This window comes from Planococcus sp. NCCP-2050 (genome assembly GCF_023708025.1).
Classification (GTDB): domain Bacteria; phylum Bacillota; class Bacilli; order Bacillales_A; family Planococcaceae; genus Planococcus.
Genome location: NZ_BRCX01000002.1, coordinates 232709 through 252785, shown reverse-complemented (window position 1 = coordinate 252785; position 20077 = coordinate 232709). Strand labels below are relative to the sequence as shown.

The 20077-nt window shown below is 44.5% G+C and carries 17 protein-coding genes and 1 riboswitch; of the genes, 11 read left to right on the top strand and 6 right to left on the bottom strand.

All coding sequences use genetic code 11. The features are described 5' to 3' along the window. Positions 1 to 98 precede the first annotated feature (98 nt). From NFU07_RS10560 to NFU07_RS10550, 3 genes are all read left to right on the top strand, one after another. A complete protein-coding gene (locus NFU07_RS10560; RefSeq protein WP_251477822.1) occupies positions 99 to 596 on the top strand; it encodes a TspO/MBR family protein in 498 nt (165 codons plus the stop codon). Positions 597 to 726: 130 nt separating this feature from the next. Beyond that, positions 727 to 1341: a PH domain-containing protein gene (locus tag NFU07_RS10555; RefSeq protein ID WP_235197981.1), complete on the top strand. Its 615-nt coding sequence runs from the start codon at positions 727 to 729 to the stop codon at positions 1339 to 1341. A gap of 216 nt (positions 1342 to 1557) precedes the next feature. After that, positions 1558 to 2532: a proline dehydrogenase family protein gene (locus tag NFU07_RS10550; protein WP_235197982.1), complete on the top strand. Its 975-nt coding sequence runs from the start codon at positions 1558 to 1560 to the stop codon at positions 2530 to 2532. 44 nt (positions 2533 to 2576) lie between these two features. Here the strand turns inward: NFU07_RS10550 and NFU07_RS10545 are convergent, their stop codons facing one another. Beyond that, positions 2577 to 3833 (bottom strand): MFS transporter, encoded by a 1257-nt coding sequence (locus NFU07_RS10545; RefSeq protein ID WP_251477819.1) that lies wholly within the window; start codon positions 3831 to 3833, stop codon positions 2577 to 2579. 754 nt (positions 3834 to 4587) lie between these two features. On the opposite strand from NFU07_RS10545, the gene NFU07_RS10540 reads away from it, so the two are divergent. From NFU07_RS10540 to NFU07_RS10525, 4 genes are all read left to right on the top strand, one after another. Then, the gene (locus tag NFU07_RS10540; protein WP_397443728.1) at positions 4588 to 8967 is read left to right on the top strand and encodes a S8 family serine peptidase; all 4380 of its coding nucleotides are present in this window, start codon (positions 4588 to 4590) and stop codon (positions 8965 to 8967) included. Positions 8968 to 9074: 107 nt separating this feature from the next. Then, positions 9075 to 9467 (top strand): acyl-CoA thioesterase, encoded by a 393-nt coding sequence (locus NFU07_RS10535; protein WP_251477816.1) that lies wholly within the window; start codon positions 9075 to 9077, stop codon positions 9465 to 9467. A 112-nt stretch (positions 9468 to 9579) separates the two neighbouring features. Then, positions 9580 to 9681: riboswitch (purine riboswitch) on the top strand. A gap of 153 nt (positions 9682 to 9834) precedes the next feature. Continuing rightward, a complete protein-coding gene (locus NFU07_RS10530) occupies positions 9835 to 10422 on the top strand; it encodes a xanthine phosphoribosyltransferase (RefSeq protein ID WP_251477812.1) in 588 nt (195 codons plus the stop codon). Further along, entirely contained in the window at positions 10419 to 11753 is a 1335-nt protein-coding gene (locus NFU07_RS10525) for a nucleobase:cation symporter-2 family protein (RefSeq protein WP_251477809.1), read from the top strand. The genes NFU07_RS10530 and NFU07_RS10525 overlap by 4 nt, the downstream gene beginning before the upstream one ends. 43 nt (positions 11754 to 11796) lie before the next feature. Here NFU07_RS10525 and NFU07_RS10520 read toward each other — a convergent pair whose 3' ends face one another. Continuing rightward, the gene (locus tag NFU07_RS10520) at positions 11797 to 12792 is read right to left on the bottom strand and encodes an alpha/beta hydrolase (protein ID WP_251477806.1); all 996 of its coding nucleotides are present in this window, start codon (positions 12790 to 12792) and stop codon (positions 11797 to 11799) included. Positions 12793 to 12987: 195 nt separating this feature from the next. On the opposite strand from NFU07_RS10520, the gene NFU07_RS10515 reads away from it, so the two are divergent. Beyond that, positions 12988 to 13593 (top strand): hypothetical protein, encoded by a 606-nt coding sequence (locus tag NFU07_RS10515; protein WP_251477802.1) that lies wholly within the window; start codon positions 12988 to 12990, stop codon positions 13591 to 13593. A gap of 117 nt (positions 13594 to 13710) precedes the next feature. Further along, the gene (locus NFU07_RS10510) at positions 13711 to 14649 is read left to right on the top strand and encodes a ring-cleaving dioxygenase (protein ID WP_251477799.1); all 939 of its coding nucleotides are present in this window, start codon (positions 13711 to 13713) and stop codon (positions 14647 to 14649) included. 44 nt (positions 14650 to 14693) lie between these two features. Here the strand turns inward: NFU07_RS10510 and NFU07_RS10505 are convergent, their stop codons facing one another. Continuing rightward, on the bottom strand, positions 14694 to 15602 hold the full coding sequence (locus tag NFU07_RS10505; protein WP_251477796.1) for a proline dehydrogenase family protein: 909 nt from the start codon (positions 15600 to 15602) through the stop codon (positions 14694 to 14696). A 340-nt stretch (positions 15603 to 15942) separates the two neighbouring features. Here NFU07_RS10505 and NFU07_RS10500 point away from each other — a divergent pair, with 340 nt between their 5' ends. Continuing rightward, entirely contained in the window at positions 15943 to 17217 is a 1275-nt protein-coding gene (locus NFU07_RS10500) for an acetamidase/formamidase family protein (RefSeq protein WP_251478244.1), read from the top strand. A gap of 72 nt (positions 17218 to 17289) precedes the next feature. On the opposite strand, the gene NFU07_RS10495 is transcribed toward NFU07_RS10500, so the two are convergent. Continuing rightward, the gene (locus NFU07_RS10495) at positions 17290 to 17850 is read right to left on the bottom strand and encodes a shikimate kinase (protein WP_251477793.1); all 561 of its coding nucleotides are present in this window, start codon (positions 17848 to 17850) and stop codon (positions 17290 to 17292) included. 112 nt (positions 17851 to 17962) lie between these two features. Between NFU07_RS10495 and NFU07_RS10490 the strand changes: the two genes are divergently transcribed. Further along, a complete protein-coding gene (locus NFU07_RS10490) occupies positions 17963 to 19009 on the top strand; it encodes a lactonase family protein (protein WP_251477790.1) in 1047 nt (348 codons plus the stop codon). A gap of 144 nt (positions 19010 to 19153) precedes the next feature. Here the strand turns inward: NFU07_RS10490 and NFU07_RS10485 are convergent, their stop codons facing one another. Both NFU07_RS10485 and NFU07_RS10480 read right to left on the bottom strand, forming a co-directional pair. Continuing rightward, entirely contained in the window at positions 19154 to 19483 is a 330-nt protein-coding gene (locus NFU07_RS10485; RefSeq protein WP_251477787.1) for a hypothetical protein, read from the bottom strand. A 3-nt stretch (positions 19484 to 19486) separates the two neighbouring features. Further along, complete coding sequence (locus NFU07_RS10480) at positions 19487 to 20068, bottom strand: SCO family protein (RefSeq protein ID WP_235197994.1); 582 nt, start codon at positions 20066 to 20068, stop codon at positions 19487 to 19489. Between the last annotated feature and the right edge of the window lie 9 nt (positions 20069 to 20077).

Below are 20077 nucleotides of genomic sequence, written 5' to 3'. Positions count from 1 at the left end.
ATCTGCTGTATAAGCGGATATGGGGATGGTTTTTTTTGTTTATGAACTTTTCTTAAAGGAAAGAGTAGGAAAGAAAGTATTCAAAAGGAGGAGAAATAATGGAAGTTTTAAAAGCGGACGGTCAATTCAACGGCAAAAAATTAGCGTTAAGTGTGCTGGTTCCGGTAGTTGGCGGATCGATAATCGGAACTATTGCCAACCGCAATACGCAAGAGAAGTACAAACGCTTGAAGAAACCATCATTTTCACCGCCGCCATGGGTATTTCCGACAGTTTGGACCACCTTGTATGCAGCTATGGGGCTAGCGAAGTATCGCGTGGATGAAAAATCGGACAATCAAGAAGAACGCAAAAACACTTTGGCCCCTTATGATCTTCAATTAGGGCTCAATTTCCTCTGGTCGTTCCTGTTTTTTAAATGGGGAATGCGCGGCACGGCTTTAATCGAAATGACAGCTTTACTTGGCGTTCTGACATTGACCACTTACGAATTTTTCGGCGTGGATAAACTGGCCGGATCTCTCATGATTCCATATATTGCTTGGGTAGCCTTTGCTTTGGGACTGAACTATTCAGTCTGGAATTTAAATAAATAATGGAGAGAGGTAGCCAGTCTGCTAAAGATTGGCTATCTGCTTTTTAACTGACAAAATTTTGGTGTAGCAACGGATCTTATTTGATAGAATAAAGGGGAACGATATTCATCTTGAAAAGGGGAACTGGCGAATGTTCAAAAAAATGGCTTCAGAAGCTCTAGGTTTATCTGATATCGGCAAAATCATTGACCCACAAGACTACGATAAAACGGATGCAGACGATTATGTCATGCACGAAGACCAGGAAAAAATCTATTTCTTGATCAAGACGAAAGCGGACGAATATTGCTTTACTAACTTAGCGCTTATCCACGTGGATGGCGAAAGTGCAATGTCTTCAAAACGTACGTTGAAAAGATTCCCGTATTCACAAAACTCCATTTCGGATGTGGTAATGGAAACAGCCGGAAAAATCGATTTGGATATTGAAATTAAATTTAAATTAGGGCAGATCGCTTACAGCATCGATGTTCAAAAAGATCAAATCGAGCGTTTGAAAGATTTGTATAAATCCCTATTGCGCATTGCTGAAATTACGCATGAAAATGAAATCGTTACGGCGATGGCAAACGAAAGTTTGAACAAAGCGGTAACGGTGCTTCAAAATTCTCGTCCAAATGACGTGGCAATGGATGTCCAATACTCTAAACTGACAGACTTTGGATTCACGTGGATGACTTCTGTGCGAAATCAGTACCATATCAAGGATTTTGGCGACGTTTTCGAAAAATATATCAATAACTGATCTAAACTCCTCGGAAGCTTTCGGCTTCGGGGAGTTTTTTTGAAAAGTAAGCTCGTAGAATTTTGAGATTTTTAGCAATCATCTTTAATTCCAGTTAAAATAATGGTGCGGGTTCAGAAAAAAAGGATTACAATATAAATGCTTGTATCTGAGAGGAAAAGCCATTTTCCATTTGGATAAACAGGCTTTTGGTGAATTGTATCAGGAGGGAAGAAAATGTTAAAAGATGTGTTTATCGGATTGTCGCAAAATCAATTTTTGACAGCTGCTGCAAAGAAATACGGCCTTAAATTAGGCGCTCAAACAGTGGTAGCCGGGACAAATATTGAAGAGACAATCGCAAGTATCCGTGAATTGAATGCTCAAGGAATCAGCTGTACAGTTGACAATCTTGGAGAATTCGTTTTTGAAAAAGAAGAAGCATTAAAAGCGAAGAACAGTATTTTGGAAGTCATTGAAAGCATTCATGCGAACGGGGTAGACGCACATATTTCTTTAAAGCCTACTCAGATCGGTTTAGATATCGACTATGATTTCTGCTACGAGAATTTGAAAGAAATCGTGGATGCGGCAAGCAAATACGATATGCATATTAATATCGACATGGAAGATTATGGACATGTCCAGCCTTCCTACGACTTAATCGATGAATTATTAAAAGAATACGATAACGTGGGAACCGTTATCCAATCTTATTTCTATAGAGCAGAAGATGACATAAAAGAACGGAAAGATCTTCGTCTGAGAATTGTTAAAGGCGCTTATAAAGAACCGGAAGAATACGCTTACCAGACGCGCGAAGAAATCGATGCAAATTTCATCGCTTTGATCGAATACCATCTATTGCATGGCAAGTTCACTTCGATCGCGACGCACGATCACCATATTATCAACCACGTCATCCAGTTTGTAGAAGAAAACGGCATTCCGTTGGAGAAATTCGAATTCCAGATGCTTTATGGCTTCCGGAAAGATATGCAATTGGATTTGGCGAATAAAGGCTATAATTTCTGTACGTATGTGCCTTTTGGCGATGACTGGTACGGCTATTTCATGCGCAGACTGGCTGAACGCCCGCAGAACTTGAATCTAGTCGCAAAACAAGTATTCACTAAGCGGACGAATACGGCAATTGGGCTTGCAGCTGGTGCATTCTTGCTCGGACGGCTCACTTCAAAAAAGAAAAAATAAAGTAAAAGGAGTCGCCCCAAATACCTTTTGGGGCGACTCCTTTTTTATTCGTCTGCAAGTTTTCGTTTTCCAAAGATAAAGTAATAGTAGATGGATGAGACGACATAAAGTCCTGCAGTGATGGTGAACGCATAAGCGTAGCCCCAGTAGGAGCCGAAAGCGACAACAAGTCCGGCAGCAAGTGGGCCCATGGTGGCCCAGCCGACATTGAAAACCACTTGGTTTAGCGAGTTCGCCAAACCTTTGTATTTATCATGAACGACCTCCATAGCAATCGCGCTTTGAATCGGGTTGCCGGCATTCATCAAGGCTTGCCTCAAAAGAAAACCGATGGCAGCAAGAAACAGCGAAGTCGTATAAGCGGTCAAAATCAGAAACGGGATGGACAGTACTTGGAAGATGATCAAAGCTTTCACTTTGCCGACTTTCCGGACGAGCATAGGGCCGATCAACATCGCTACAGCCGTCATCGCAGAGCCTAACGATAAAATAAGGCCGATATACGTATTCGAAGCATCAAATCGATTGGAAAAGTAGAGGTTCAAGTAGGGGACGACAAGTCCCGAGCCGAGTCCGATCAATAGGCTGGCAAACGAAAAATGAAAAATGACAATCAAATTCTTTTTAAGGTTGATGTCGTTTGCAGGTACAAGCGGGTCATGGCTAACTTTTTCTTCAATTTCAGTGGACCGGCTTTTTAAAGAAAGCAAAGGAATCAAGCCGCAGCTGTAAATGAAAGCCCCTGCAAGCAATGACCAGCGGATGGCATATACCGCTTCCATATCCAGGATGGTTTGAAATACATCTGAAATTACGCCGCCAAGCAGACTGCCGACGACATTTGCTACAGTCATCAAAGCAAAATAGATGCTGAACATCTGTACACGCTCCGAAGGTTTGGAATTCTCCGCTAGAAAAGGGACGCCTGAAACTTGTACAAAGGCCATGAAAAGCCCAGTGAGAAAAGCAGCTGTGACAAGGGGAGTTTCTGTAATCGTAAAGCTGCGATAAAAAAGGGTCATAGCCCCAAAAACGGCACCGGCAATGATGATCCATTTCCTTCCGAACCGGTCGCTCAAGAAGCCAGCCGGAATCAGCATAAGAGCTGAGGCTGTTGCAGTCATGGAAATTACTTTGCCATTGACGGTTTCGGGCATGCCGAGTTCTTTAATATAGAGGTTATACATCACCATAAAAACGCCTAACCCGATTTGGATTAAAACATTTGCCAGCATAAAGAATTTAATATTGCGGTTATAGGAGGAGAAATTCAACTTCCAATTGTCGATCCAAGCCTTCATAGCCGTCCACTCATTTCGTCTTTTTAATATTTCGCCTCTCTAAATATAAAGTTTTCAAAGTTCGAAAGCAAACAGTAAATTTTGAATCTACCGCTTTTATAATCAATAAGTCCTTTCTGGTCGAATAGGTACTAAAACTCATAGTCATGATAACGATAGAAGAGGAGACCCAAACACTTAAAATAAGTCCGGAGAAAAGCACGGCTGGTTATAACGGAGAAAAGAAAATAAGAAACTGCAAATTTTAAGGAAATGAAAATTATAGAGCTATTTCTTTACAATAGAATTACAAAAATGACAAACAGATTAAAATAGGCAGAATGTACTTACGAAAATCGAGATTCATGTCAGTTATTTGCGATTCTTAAAAAGTGACAGTCTGGAATAATTTTCAAGTGGGTGCATCGGTTCATTTTAGAAAATTAGGGGATCAGAAGGGGGGTCTGGAAATAAGATCAATAATTGCCTTGAATCCTCTATTCTAGATGGAATAAAACTAATTTCTATATTTTTAAATCAATATTTTAGTTCTTTAGACATGCTTTAAGAAGTTAGGTATAGTTTATCAATTCAAAAAATTCAATAATATTACATATTTTTTTCTTGTATAGTGTTAAAAACAACTTAGATAAAAGAAATGACACCAAGACGCTGGGCACCAAAAATATTTGGGGAAGGGGGACAGGTGTATTTTTTTGTCTTCTTAAAAGGCAAGTAAGAGGAAAAAGATGTTGTAAATTTGGAGGGAGGAACAATATTGAGTAAGAAAAAAGGTCCTATCAAAGCTTTTAGTTTAGCAGCTTCCTTACTTATGGCGTTTTCACTTGTATCACCGGGTGCTGCAAGCGCGGAAACGGCAAGCAAATTGCACCGATCGGTAAATGACTCCAACATAATTGCCAAAGAAAAATTAAGCAGCAGGCTTTTGACTAATTTCAAAGGCGAAGAAAAAGTTACGTTTCTGATTAAATTCAAAGAAAAGGCAGAAACAGAAGAAGTGGCTGATTCGATTAAAAAAAGTGCAGAAAAAGCCGCTTTGTCTTCTTCCAAGTCAAAGCTCGCCCAGCGCTCTGCAGTAGTTTCTGAGTTGAAAGCGACGGCTCTTGAAGAGCAGCAGAATGTCAAAGAGTATCTTGAAAAAGAAGTAGCAAAAGGAAATGCGGAAGATCTCAATTCGTATTATGTAGTTAATGGCATGGCAGTGACAGCGACCAAAGAAGTAGCTGAAAAAGTAGCGGCTTTTGCTGAAGTAGAAAAAGTATTGCCGAATGAAACGCGCCAATTGTTTACAACAAAAACGCCGAATGCCGAACCGCCTAAATCAAATGTCGCAAATGTTGAGTGGAGTGTCGAGCGTGTGAAAGCTCCAGAAACTTGGGACCTTGGAATTGACGGCGCCGGAACGGTCGTTGCGAGCATTGATACAGGCGTGCAATGGGACCATCCAGCATTAAAAGAAAAGTACCGTGGATACAATGCGGCAACAGGCGAAGCCAACCATGACTTTAACTGGTTTGATGCAACGGCTGGCCAAACAGCCCCTTATGACGATCAAGGGCACGGAACGCATGTAACTGGAACAATGGTCGGAAGCGAACCAGATGGCTCCAACCAAATTGGTGTCGCACCGGGAGCTAAATGGATTGCAGTCCGGGCATTTACAGCTTCTGGAGGCACAGATGCCGACTTGCTGGAAGCAGCTGAATGGATTTTAGCTCCAACCGATTCAGAAGGCAATGCCCGTGTAGATCTAGCACCGGATGTTGTGAATAACTCATGGGGCGGCGGGCCTGGCTTGGATGAATGGTACCGCGATGTCGTCATCAACTGGCGCGCAGCTGAAATCTTCCCGGAATTCTCTGCAGGAAATACGACATTGTTTAACCCCGGCGGCCCAGCATCTGTTGCGGCACCTGCAAATTATCCTGAATCATTTGCGACAGGCGCAACCGATATTAACAATAAAGTAGCTGATTTTTCGTTAAGAGGGCCATCTCCATATGACGAAATCAAACCGGATGTTTCTGCGCCGGGCGTTAATATTCGTTCTTCTGTTCCAGGCAGCGGTTATGAAGGCGGTTGGAACGGCACATCGATGGCAGGGCCAGCAGTGGCAGCGACGGCTGCGTTACTTCGCCAAGTTGACGCGGGTCTGACAGTGGATGAAATGGAGCAGATTCTTCTCGATACTGCGACACCACTTACGGACAGCACTTATCCTGAATCGCCAAACCACGGTTACGGCTACGGGTTGGTCGATGCCTATGAAGCAGTCAGCTCCATCTTGGACGGCATCGGCAAATTGGAAGGCCAAGTTTCGAAGCAAGGCGATGATGTGGAAGCTCCGACTTTCGAGCACGCAGCTCCGACAGAAACTTATGAAGGAATGGAATTGCCATTAACGGTTTCGGTACAAGACAATATCAGCATTTCTTCTGTGAAATTGAATTACTTGGATGAAAATGGGGACTGGCAACAACTTGATGCCGCCCGCACATCCGGAGATTTCAAATCCGGTGTGTTTAAAGCAGTGGTTCCAGGAGCAGCGGTTTCAGGCGAATCGTTCGTTTACAAATGGACCATCAACGATTTTGGCAATAACGAAGTTTCTTCTGAAGAATACACGGTTGAAGTAAAACCAGGAATCACGATCGGGTATTTTGAAGATTTTGAGGGCGCGGCAGCAGGCTGGACTTCATTTGGTGAAATGAATAGCTGGGAGCAGGGAGTTCCGACTTCGGGTCCTGGAAATGCAGCATCCGGCGAGAAAGTTTATGCAACGAACTTGGACGGTGCTTACGATTCCAATATGAACGCAACACTTGTATTGCCGCCGGTCGATCTGCCGGATGGCCAAGCGTATTTGCAGTTCAAGCATTGGCACAGTTTCGAACAATCGTCTTCAGGAACGGCATGGGATTATGGCCATGTATTCGTCTCTGCCGATCAGCAGGAATGGACGCAATTGCAGACATTCCAAGGCGAGACTGGAGAATGGGCGGATGCAGAAGTCGATCTGCGCGACTATAGCGGACAGCGCATTTATCTGGCATTCAATGCTTATTCGGATGGCAGTGTCGTCAAAGACGGCTGGTATATCGATGACGTGGCATTAGCTGATGTTTCAGAAACTGGAAAAGTTTCGAAAGGAAAAAATGCAAAAGGGAATTCAGCGAATAAAGGAAATGGCAAAGCAAATGCAAAAGGTGCAGTGAATAGAGGAATCGGATTGGGGCTTGTGAAAGACAAGGATAAAGAATCGGTGAAGAATCCGGTTGATCCAGCGAAGATCCATCCAATCATTCCGGCTAAAGAAGAATTGCCGACGGTAGAAGTTCCGGTCAATCCGACTTTATTGCCGCTTGGTGCACAAGTGAGGGTATTGGAATCCGGGCGCTCGGTTTACTCGAACCCTGCGGATGGAACATATACCTTAACGCATACACCGGGTGATTATACTGTAAAAGCGGAAGCATACGGTTATCAATCGGAAGAGAAAGCGGTAACGATTGAAGCGGATGCAACAACGCAAGCAAACTTTACGCTGGAAGAAGTTTCGCAAAATACAGTAAGCGGGACGATCACCGATGAAGCGACAGGTGAAGGAATCGAAGGGGCGACTGTTCTTCTTGTGGAAGACGCCAATATTTCCCCTGTCGAAACTGCGGAAGATGGCAGTTATTCATTGAGCGCATATGAAGGTGAATATACGTTGAAAGTGGTGGCAAGAGGCTATTACAGCAAAGAAGTTCCTGTAACAATCGGTGCTGAGGCAGTGGAAGTCAGCTTGGCACTTGAGCCATTCTATACGTATCCAGGCGGAGAAATCGGCTACGATGACGGCAGTGCAGAAAATGCACGTGCGTATAACGCGGCAGGGAACGCATGGGCTGTGAAAATGTCGCTTCCTGAAGGCAAGGAATCCGGTATTGTCACGGACGGCGTATTCCGCTTCTGGGATACGGAATGGCCGAGCCCGGGCGGTACAGAATTTGCTGTAGAAGTATGGGATGCTTCGGGTGCAGAGGGCACACCAGGCAAAATGCTGGCAGGCCCGATTGATGGAGAAGCCTTGCGCAACGGGGAGTGGACAGTTGTTGACTTGGGGGAATACAATATCGTGGTTGAAGGCGACTTCTACATGGTTTACCGCCAGACAGTTGCGAACCCGAACTCTCCTGGACTTGCGACAGATGAAACTGGTGAAAATGCGAAGAGAAGTTATCAGCATGTCTCTGGAGCTTGGTCACCGGTTCCGGCAGAAGAAGGGAATTATATGATCCGGGCACGCGTCAGCTATGAAGTGAATGCACCGGTCATCACGTCCCCTAAAGATGGGCAGGTTACAAATGAAGCGAACGCAGTAGTGGAAGGGAAAGCTTCTCCTACGACGATTATTGAATTGGAGAACAATGGCGAAGAAGCCGGGACAGTGGAAACAGCCGCTGACGGAACATTCGAATTGCCGATTGAATTGGAAGAAGGCAGCAATGAACTGGTCGCTGTTTCAACGCTCAATGGGCAGGAAACAGGTGAATCTTCTCCTGTAACCGTTGTGTTGGATACGGAAGCGCCGGATCTTACGATTACCAATCCAGTGGATGGTGAAAAAACAAACCGTGAAACGGTGACTGTGGAAGGGACGATTGCTGATGAGCACTTGGAATCAGTAACAGTCAACGGACAAGCGGCAGCTATTGTAGACGGCAAATTCTCCAAACGCATTTTGCTGGATAATGGCAATAATGTAATTGAAGTAAAAGCGGTCGATGCTGCAGGCAATGAAGTTTCAGAAACTGTGACAGTTACCGCTCAATTTACAGCTCCTGCCATTGAAAACTTGACGCCTTCAGAAGACGTTCACTTGACAACGGGCAGAAGCGTGAAAATCGAATTTGATTCAGCGCCAGGCTTAAAAGCCAGCTTCACGATTCATATGCCATTGACCAATGTGTCAAATGCAACTGAATTGCCGATGATGGAGCAAGGCGATGGGCATTATGTGGGTTATTGGACTGTTCCTTATGGCACCACTGCCAATGGAGCAATGATTGAAGCGAAAGTGGTCGACAGCTTTAAGAACGAAACACGAAAAGCGGCTGCCGGCAAACTGTACATCAACATCGAAGACTAAAATGAGAACCGGAAGGGGTGGTTGGCCCCTTCCGGTTTTTGTATGGCAAAACCTTTCAAGGTGATAAGATGAAAAGAGAATTTATTCGCGGAGGGGGATTAAAGTTAATGTATCAAACCACATTATCGCCACGAGTTTCCGAAACCGATGGCGTTGGCCATATCAATAATACGACTTTGCCTGTCTGGTTCGAAGCAGCTAGGAATCCGTTATTCAGCCTGTTTACACCGGACCACGATTTTGCCAAGTGGAAAATGGTGATCGTCAAAACGACCTTGGAATTCGTCAAACAGATTTATTTTGGCACAGATGTGGAAGTGCGTGTCTGGGTGAAGAAAATCGGCAATTCCAGTTTAGAGCTGTACGAAGAGCTTTATCAGGACGGCAAAGTTTGCGCAAAAAACAGCGTAACCTATGTAAACTACAATCTTGCTGAGCAGAAATCCGAGAAAATTCCGGAAGAAATCCGCGCTGAACTCGAAAAGCATTTATACGTTTAGCCAACTCCGTGAGGCGCAGGAAGCAGCCGTAAGAGTTTCGGTCGGATGAATTATTCGAATTCTCTTTTATTTTTGTATGGCTTGAAATGGCATTTTAGCGTGCTATAATAAGACCATTCTAATAATATTCACTCATATAATAGCGGAAATAAGGTCCGCGAGTTTCTACCAGTTTGCCGTAAACGAACTGACTATGAGAAGCAACGAAATGATAAGAGGGTGCCTTTTCCAAGAAAGGCATGTTTCTTTTCTATTTCCTTTCGAATTTTTAGCTCGAAGGACATTGCTCCACTCATGGTATGAATGGATGCACGTTCTGAGGGCTATTTTTTATGCCTTCTGGCGTGACGAAAGGAGTGCTGACAGCATGAAACAGTTACAGGAGAAAATTTTAGCAGAAGGCAAAGTGTTATCGGAGTCCGTACTCAAAGTGGATTCGTTTTTAAATCATCAAATCGACCCGGCATTGATGCAGGCAATTGGGGAAGAATTTGCTTCCCGATTTGCAGATGAAGGGATCACAAAAATCTTAACCATCGAATCTTCCGGGATTGCACCGGCTGTTATGGCAGGGCTAGTGTTAGGGGTTCCAGTCGTATTCGCCCGTAAACGCAAGTCACTGACATTGGTGGATAACTTATATACAGCAAGTGTCCATTCATTTACTAAAAATGAAACAAACGATATTTCAGTTTCTAAAGCTTTTATCAGCAGTGAAGATGTGGTGCTAGTCATGGACGATTTCTTGGCGAACGGCCAGGCAGCACTCGGCTTAGTGGATATCGTTGAACAGGCGAATGCCGCTCTATCCGGTATTGGCATTGTCATCGAAAAAGGGTTCCAAACAGGCGGAAATCTACTGCGCGGACGTGGGATTCGCGTAGAATCGTTAGCAATTGTCTCGTCGCTGGAGAGCGGCAAAGTGGCATTTCTTGAGGAGGAGATTGTTAAATGAAAAAGTCTTTAGGTGCAGCAGCGTTAGGATTCCAACATTTGCTCGCAATGTATGCAGGCGCAATTTTAGTGCCTTTGATCGTAGGAGACGCCCTTGGACTTTCTTCAGAACAACTCACTTATCTCGTCGCAATTGATATTCTGCTTTGTGGAGTCGCAACGATCCTGCAAATCGTCAATAATCGCTTTTTCGGAATCGGGCTGCCCGTCGTTCTTGGCTGTACGTTTACAGCAGTCGGCCCTATGATTGCCATTGGCGGCGAATATGGCATATCTGCCATTTATGGATCGATCTTGGTTTCAGGCCTTATTGTTGTATTGATCAGCGGATTTTTCGGAAGCCTCGTTCGGTTCTTCCCGCCAGTAGTAACAGGGTCGGTTGTAACCATCATCGGAATCACGTTAATCCCTGTGGCCATTAATAATATGGGCGGCGGCCAAGGAGCGAGCGATTTCGGCTCTCTTCAAAACATCGCTTTGTCATTCGGAACTTTATTGCTCATCGTGCTGATTTATAAATTTGCTACCGGCTTCTTAAAAGCCATTTCTATTTTGCTCGGGATTGCGGCAGGAACAATTGCAGCAATCTTCATGGGAATCGTTGATTTTGCAGCTATTTCAGAAGCGTCGTATTTCCACATGGTGGAGCCGTTCTATTTCGGCGCTCCGACTTTTGAGTGGTCCGCCATTCTGACAATGACTTTAGTGGCCATGGTGTCATTAGTGGAATCTACTGGCACTTACTTTGCTTTGAGCGACATCACTGAAAAGAAATTAACTGAAAAAGATTTAGCTAAAGGATACCGTGCAGAAGGGTTGGCGATCATCCTTGGCGGGATTTTCAACTCATTCCCTTACACGACATTCTCGCAAAACGTCGGCCTGATTCAAATGTCTGGCGTGAAATCACGGAAAATCATCTTGATTACCGGATTGATGTTGATTACACTTGGTTTCTTGCCGAAAGTGGCGGCTGCTACGACGATTATTCCAACAGCTGTTCTAGGCGGAGCAATGATTGCTATGTTCGGCATGGTGATCTCACAAGGAATCAAAATGCTTAGCAAAGTCATTTCGGCTACTCCTGAAAACTCGATGATCATTGCTTGCTCCGTAGGCCTTGGCCTTGGTGTAACGGTAGTTCCTGAGATTTTTGCGCAATTGCCTTCAAGCTTGCAGATTCTGACAAGCAATGGAATCGTAGCTGGAAGTGTTACAGCCATCGTACTGAATATCCTCTTCAATATGCTGCCTTCGAAATCGAAAGCAAGAGAAGCGAAAAAGGAAAATATTTCGGTAGCTGTAGCGAAAAATGCAGCTCATAATAATTAAATGAATACACAAAAACGGGCCTGCTTTATGCAGAGCCCGTTTTCTAATGGCTATTGACGAATAAAAAATTTAAGGTTCTTTTTAAAGCTTCTTGAGCTTCTTCGGTATCCAAGGCATATTGATATTCGTGCTTCAATTGCTTATTGCTGCCTTCAAAAAAGAGGCTTTCCACTGGGACATTTTGATGAAGCAGCTGCTCCTTCAATTCTTCGGATTGGCTAGCAAAAGGATCGGCATCACCGACCGTCATAAACACTGGCGGATAAGCTTCTGTGATGTGGTTAACGGTCGATAGCTCATCAATGCGCTCAAACGACTCGAAAACTTCAGTTCCAGTGTAGGCAGCCAAAAAGTTTTCGAGATTCGGGAATTGGGTGGCACGCACCGTATCCATATCATATAAGCCACAAAACAGGACAGCGCCTTTCAGTTGCTCGGCATTAGCAGCAGGAAGAATATTCATTGCTGCTGCCAACTCAGCATTTGAAATGACCGCAGCAACTTGGCTGGAAATTTGCGCTCCAGCTGAATCCCCGCCGATAAAAAGCCGCTCCATGTCGCCGCCGTATTGCGCCACATTCGCCATCATAAATTCAATCGCTTCGTTTGCCTGGAAAATCGGTCCAGGGTATTTCTGTTCGGGAGCCAAAGCATAGTTGATATTGGCTACAACATAGCCCCCGTTAGCTAAAGTCATCGCATAGTCTTGCCGGCTGTCTTTGGAGCCGCCGATATAGCCTCCGCCATGGATCCATAGCACAACGGGCATATTTTCGGCTTGGTTTTTAGGGTAGTAAATATCTAAAATGGCGTCTTTCGTGTCACTGTATCTCAAGTTTTTCACAACTTCTACATTTTCCTGAATCTCGAGGAAATTAGGCGGCGGTGCATAAGCTGAGAAGCTTGCGACCTTTTTAGAAGCGGATGCATCGGAAGAGGTGATAATTTGATCGCTTATGAAAATAGACAGCATGAGTCCAATTAAAAAGAACGGAATCAACCATATCCGCTTTCCGTAAAACAGTTCTTTTTTCTCCACTCTACATCCATCTCCCCGCCAGTTTCTGTCTCTCCATCGCTAATTTCTATCTTAAGGTCCTGCCCTTAGAAAAAGACAGTGAATATTGTACCAATGTGACAAATATAACAAAAAAGTTTCATTTTGAAAAAGGATTGGCTCGATTCTCATAAGGGTATCTTAATAGTTGAGCGATTTTGACGGGATGTGATGAACATGTTTGGACTGACTGACCTATTGTCATTAATAATTTCTGCATTTATTATTCTGCCCGTTGTGATTTTCATTAGAGAAACCGGTTATTTGCTGGTCAGTGCCATTTTCGGTGTGAAGAATCCAAGGCTGACCATCGGTTCCGGCCCTCGAATCGTCAAGATTTGGATGTTCGATATCCGAAAGTACTACCATTTATACAGTTGGTATTCCTATGACGATTTGCGCTCGAAAGGGAAGATAGCCTATACCTTTATCTACGCCGGGCCAATTTTAATCAATATGGCCGTTGCATTTGCGATAAACGCGATGCTTGCTAACGGCCTGCTCGAAGAATATAGAACTTTTTGGGATCGTTTTGTTTTCTATGCTTTTTATTATGTTCTTTTTGATATTGTGCCGATGAAAACGGCGAATGGCAAACCCAATAATGGATTGATCATTTATGAAATGCTGCGCTACGGCAGAAGAACGGATTATAACGAAGAGCCTTTCATTCCATCTACTACCGAAGTTGAAGAGCGGTACCAGGAAGAGATGGAGCATATTGAAGAGCTGAAAGAGCAGCAGAAGGAACAAATAGAAAAGGAAACCGAAGAGGAAAAGTAAAAATTAGAAGAGCAGAAAGAGCTTGAAAAAGAAAAGTTGGCCAAGCAAAAAGAGAATAGCGAGTAAAGCCAAAATGGTACGATAGAATGGAGAAAAGAGTTGAAGGAGAATGATAGCATGGTGAAACGAACGGCAGGGATCCATCACATTACAGCGATTGTCGGAAACCCACAGGAAAATGTGGACTTTTATGCAAGTGTTTTAGGACTAAGGCTAGTAAAGAAAACAATCAACTTTGACGATCCGGGAACTTACCACCTTTATTTTGGCAATGAAGGCGGAGATCCGGGAACCATCATAACGTTTTTCCCTTGGGACAACGCTTATAAAGGAAGAATCGGTGACGGCCAAGTTGGTATAACTTCCTACGCGGTTCCTGCGGGAGCGCTTGGCTTCTGGGAAGAACGGTTAGCCCATTATCAGGTTGATTATGAAAAAGCGAGCCGGTTTGGAGAAAGTTCGCTGCGCTTTGATGATCCGCACGGCCTCCATTTGGAGATTGTCGAGAGAAGCATGGGTGAGTTGAATAGCTGGAGTTTTAATGGAGTGAAACGGGAAGCTGCGATAAAAGGATTTGCAGGTGCGACGCTTTTCACTTCACGAGCGGAAAAGACAGCTGAATTGCTTGAACAGGTGCTTGGATTTGAAAAAGTCGGAGAAGAAGGCGAATTTATTCGTTTTCGCTCAACCGCGGAAATCGGCAATATGATTGACGTGAAAACTACTTCTTCAGGAACCGGCCAAATGGGCGTCGGTACGGTTCACCACATTGCTTGGCGTGCGATGGACGATGCGGACCAATTGGATTGGAAAAATGAAATTGAAGCTTACGGGCTTGGCGTGACGCCTGTACAAGACCGCAGCTATTTCAATGCGATTTACTTCCGGGAGTATGGCGATTTGTTATTTGAAATTGCTACGGATCCTCCTGGTTTCGCTATCGACGAATCTCCGGAAAGCCTTGGCGAATCGCTGATGCTGCCAAAACGGTATGAACAATACCGAAGCGGATTGATGAATGACTTGATCCCGATTAAGGTTCGTGAAAGGGAATAAATGACAATAGGAAAAACGCTTTGGAAAAATCCAAAGCGCTTTTTTTATTTGGAGATCAAGCTCTTTAAAGCCAAATTGATGTTTTGCGGGCGTTCAGCTAACCGGCGCATATAATAGCCGTACCAGTCTTGGCCGAAAGGAACGTATGTCGTGAAAGCATAGCCTTCTTGGGCCAATTCTTTCTGCAGTTCGGACCGGAATCCGTAAAGCATTTGGAATTCAAAACGGTCGCGTGAGATTTTGTTTTCTTTTACGAATTTCTTCACTTCATGGATGATGACATGGTCGTGCGTCGCGATAGACGTAAACACATCTTGCTGGAGCCGGATCTTGATCAATTTCAAATAATTATTGTCGATATCTTGTTTGCTTTGATAAGACACTTCAGAAATCTCTTTATAAGCTCCTTTGACTAGACGCAAGCGGACATGTTGGAGGGATTCCAAATCTTTTTCAGACCGGAATAAGTAAGATTGGATCACGGTCCCAACGTTATCGTAGTCTTTCAGCAATTCATGAAGAATATCAAGCGTTGGCTGAAGATGGCTATAGTCTTCCATATCGATATTGATGAAGATGGCATAGTCAGCGGCGGCAGCTACAATTTCTTTCATATTTTCCAAACAGAACTTGTGGTCGACATCCAAGCCGACTTGGGTCAGTTTGACAGACATATGGGCAGCGACGCCATGTTTTTGGATCGCTTCTATCGTTTCAAGGATTTGCATTTTTGCTTCAAGTGCTTCTTCGCGGTTAAAAACAAATTCACCTAAATTATCAATGGTAGCGCCGATGCCTTCAGCATTTAACTCTTTAACGGATTTCATCATGCTATCGATATCAGTTCCGGCTACAACTTTGCCGGCTCCTAATTTAAGACCCCATTTTTTAGCTCCGCTATTCAACACTTGGTTTTTGGACAAGGCAATAAAAAAATCTCTTGTTAAACTCACTGTTTTTCCTCCTATGCATATGGAAACGTTTTCAAGAGCGGCGGATAAAAAATCCTCCAAACTTGTATGAAAGACCGTAGGCTCATGGGTTATTTCTTAAGTGGATGGGTGATGTACTTCAATCCCTTTTTCATTATAATCGATAGCTTGGATTCTACCTAACTTAATCTAGCTCATGAAAAAAGAAAATGGAATCAATGTAAAGCAATGTGTCCAATTAAGGAAAAGCAGTCAGAGCGGTGAAATTGTAAGCTTTTGAAATTTACCGTATACTCAAAATGACAGAATAATCAAACGGAAAGAGGGAGTTAAGTTGAGCAGAGAAGCATCGGAAACTGTAATGGTCAATCAATACATCAACGGAGTACTAGATCCCAACCTGGAAATGCTGGGCCCCTTAAAAAGCGGCGGACATATCATTGCCCACACAGCACCTGGCTGCTGGGGTCCGATGATCACACCTTGCATCCGAGGCGGGCATGAAGTGACAAAACCGGTTTTTGTGGAAGGCGCAGAACCGGGGGATGCCATTGTCATCAAGATAAAATCCATTGAAGTGACCTCGCTTGCCACGTCTTCTGGAAATGACAGTCCTGTTGAAGGGCGTTTTCTGGGAGATCCGTTTATTGCCGTGAAATGTCCAGGATGTGGAACTTTGTATCCGGATACAGTGATTAAAGGCACCGGAAGCGAAGCGATCCGCTGTGCTAATTGTGATGCAGATGTCACCCCTTTTGTGTTTACGAATGGCTACACGATGTTCTTTAGCGAAAAAGGCGATGTCGGCATAACGCTGAACCAGGAAGCTGCAGAAATGATTGCCCAGGATGGGCGGGCGTATATGAAAACGCCTGATGCTTCTGTCCAAAATCCGATTGTCACTTTTGCGCCGCACGATTTGGTCGGGACCATTGCACGGATGCGTCCATTTTTAGGGCAGCTTGGGACGACACCGTCACGGCCAATCCCAGACTCCCACAATGCCGGCGATTTTGGGTCGTTTTTAATCGATGCACCTCACGAATATGTCAGCACCCAAGAAGAGCTGGATACGCATCGGACAGATGGCCATATGGATATTAGCCGCGTCAGAGCGGGCTCGGTATTGATTTGCCCAGTGAAAGTGCCGGGCGGCGGGGTTTATCTTGGAGACATGCATGCGATGCAAGGCGACGGCGAGATCGCAGGGCATACGTCTGATGTAGCGGGAATTGTCCATTTGGAAGTCCATTTGCTGAAGGGATTGAATAATGACGGTCCGATTCTTTTGCCGAATGTGGAAGATTTGCCGTATACGGCTAAACCTTTTACCGCAGAAGAGCGATTATCTGCTCAACGGATTGCCGAGAAGTGGAATGTCCCGCAGCTGGAAGAATCATTGCCAATTTCATTCATTGGGACTGGGCCGACTTTGAATGCAGCTACAGACAATGCATTGGAACGGGCAGCTGCGATGTTCCGTGTGGAGGTGCCGGAAATAATGAACCGGGCGACCATAACCGGTTCGATTGAAATCGGCCGCCATCCTGGAGTCGTAACCGTCACCTTCCTCGCACCGGAATCTTATTTAAAAGAAGCCAATCTGTATGATTTAGTAAAAGCTCAGTATCGTTAACATAAAAAAGGGATGGCGCCAGATTGATGGCCGCCATTCCTTTTGTTTTATCTTTTATATTCCCGCGGATTTTCAGCCAGGCTGCGGAGCATGAATCTCCCAAGACAGCTTCAGTGCATCAGCCAAATAGTCTGCTGCTTCTTCGGCATCAAAATGGTCCACTTGAAATTTCGAATGGTTCAGCGAATAAATGGCCTGCCTTTCGACAAAAAGTTTCTGGATGTCTTCTATGGATCGATCTTGAAGGAGTGGCCGGTTGTCTGAGAGGATGTGGATGCGTTCTTTCCAAGAATCCCAGCTGATGTCTAAAAACAACACGATGCAATCCGCTAAACAGATTTCACGGATTTCTTGCTGCAAAAATGCTCCGCCGCCAACTGAAATAACATAAAGAGGCTGTTGACTGTAAAAATGAATCAGCTCTTTTTCTTTTTTCCGGAAGGTTTTTTCACCGAACTTCTCGAAAATAAGGGGGATGGGCATGCCGAATTCTTTTTCGATTTCTGCATCAATGTCCACAAAGCCCCGATACAATTTTTTTGCGAGCAATTTTCCGACAGTCGTTTTTCCAACACCCATAAAACCGATGCAGACAATGCTTTTTTCGCGGATGGATAATCCGAACTTTCTCATTGGCGACCACTCTTTTCTAAAATAATTGTACGAGCAATTTGTTCTCAAAGCTTACTTTACACCACACACTTGAAAAACTCACGGAAATTCTATAAAAGCAGGGAGGAAGAAAATGAACCATACATATTTAGTGACCGGATCGTATTCAAACGCTGAGGAGCAAGGCATCAAGCTTTGGGAATTTAATCATCAATCTGGCAGCTTAACTGAAATTGCGGGCACTTTCGGTATTGATCGCCCTTCTTTTTTAGCTATCCATCCAAACGGGAAAAGCTTTGCTGCAACAAGTGAAGTGGGAGACGGCGATTTAGTGGCCTATGAATTTATGGAGGAGCCGCTCGGCTTAAAGGAAATCAACCGGCAGCCGGCGAATGGAGACCACCCTGCCCATGTATGCATTGACCATTCAGGAAAATGGCTACTCTCGGCCAATTATTCAGGAGGGAATGTCAATGTCTATCCGATAGCTGAGGACGGATCAATTGGTGAACGCACTGATTCCATCAAACATGAAGGCAGTGGTCCTAACGCGGAACGGCAGGACGCCCCGCACCCACATTCTGTTTTTCAAATCCCGCAAGACGCCCGATTCATTGTTTCGGATTTAGGTACAGATATGCTTTATATTTACAAGCTGGATCAAGAAGCTGGGAAGTTGGAACTTGAGCAATCCATCGAAGCGCCTCCTGGTTCGGGTCCCCGCCATTTAACTTTTCATCCGTCGAGCGGACACATCTATTCATTGGAAGAAATCACTTCTTCTTTAACCGTTTATGAATGGAATGACGCGGGAAGTTTAAATGCGATTCAACGGGTGTCTCTGCTGCCAGATGGGTTCGAAGGAAAGAATACAAGCGCAGAGGTCCGAGTTTCTGCGGACGGACGGTATTTATATGCATCTAATAGAGGAGATGACAGTTTGGCAGTGTTCGCTATCGGAGAAGACGGCAAATTAGAATTGACCGGATTTTCGCCAAGCGGCGGAGAAGGGCCGAGGCATTTCGAGCTGATTTCCGGTGGACAGTGGATGATAGCAGCCAATGAACGTTCACATAATTTAGCTGTGCTGAAAATCGGGAAGAACGGGATGCCTGAGTTTGCTGGTGAAATAGCAAAAACTAAAGCGCCCGTATGTGTAAAAAGCATCGGAGGAAGATAAAAAAGCAGCGACTGAGTATTTTTGCTCTGTCGTTGCTTTTTATTAGTTGCCTGTCGAACCTAAGCGGCTGCTTCCGCTTTTCAGTGTCCAGCCTCTCGGGGTCTTAAACCAATCAAGGCTAGATGGGCGCTTACGCTTTTCTAATCACCAATCCATCGAGTCTTTTTCTTTGATGCCAAGCTCTTTAAGCAAGCTGATGAAAGGGCTGTCGTTATTTCCTTTGAAGGATTCTTCTGTGCATGTGGAGTGGGGCGGATATTGAAGTTCTTCCGCCTTTTCCAATGTCGAATCTTCAAGGAAGTTCGTAGCATCCGCCTGGTCGAAGCATGACGGCGCAATGTACGTGTGGTGCGTATGTTCAAGGATGACGCGTGTGCTTGGTGATGGCGAATTCTCACGCGGCAAAAAGAAAAACACGAGTAAGGCGGCCGCAGCTATCAAGCCGATCAGCATACTGATTCTTTTTTTATTCATCTTTTATTCCTCCGCAAGCAAAATTTCTGCATCCGCTATTATTTCTTCAACGGGCGGATTGACGCCATTATAGTCTTTCATGATGACACCGTTTTTGTCGACAAGGAAAAAGGATGTGCCATGCAACACTTGGTCATCGTTTGCCGGTTTGCGGGCAATCGTCTTGAAATTCTCCATGGCGAAAGCATCAATCTTCTCCGGTGAATAGCCGGTTAACAGATTCCACGAAGCAAAATCCGCTCCGTAGTTTTCCGCATAGGATTTCAAAATTTCTGGACTGTCGACAGTTGGGTCGACGCTGAAAGAAACAATCTGGACATCGAGTCCTTGTTCTTTAAACTGATTTTGCAAGTCCACCATATTCGCTGTCATTGGCAGGCAGACAGTCGTGCAATTCGTGAAAATGAAATCGGCCAGCCAAACTTCGCCTTTTAAATCGGCAAGTCCCATTTCCTCATTGTCTTGATTGGTGAAATTAAAATCTTCTATTTTCCATTCCAATGGATCTTCAATGCCTTTGCCGCAGCCGGCAAGCAATAAAATGAAAAGCAATATGAGTAAGGTCAGTAATCTATTTCGCAACATTTCTCGCCC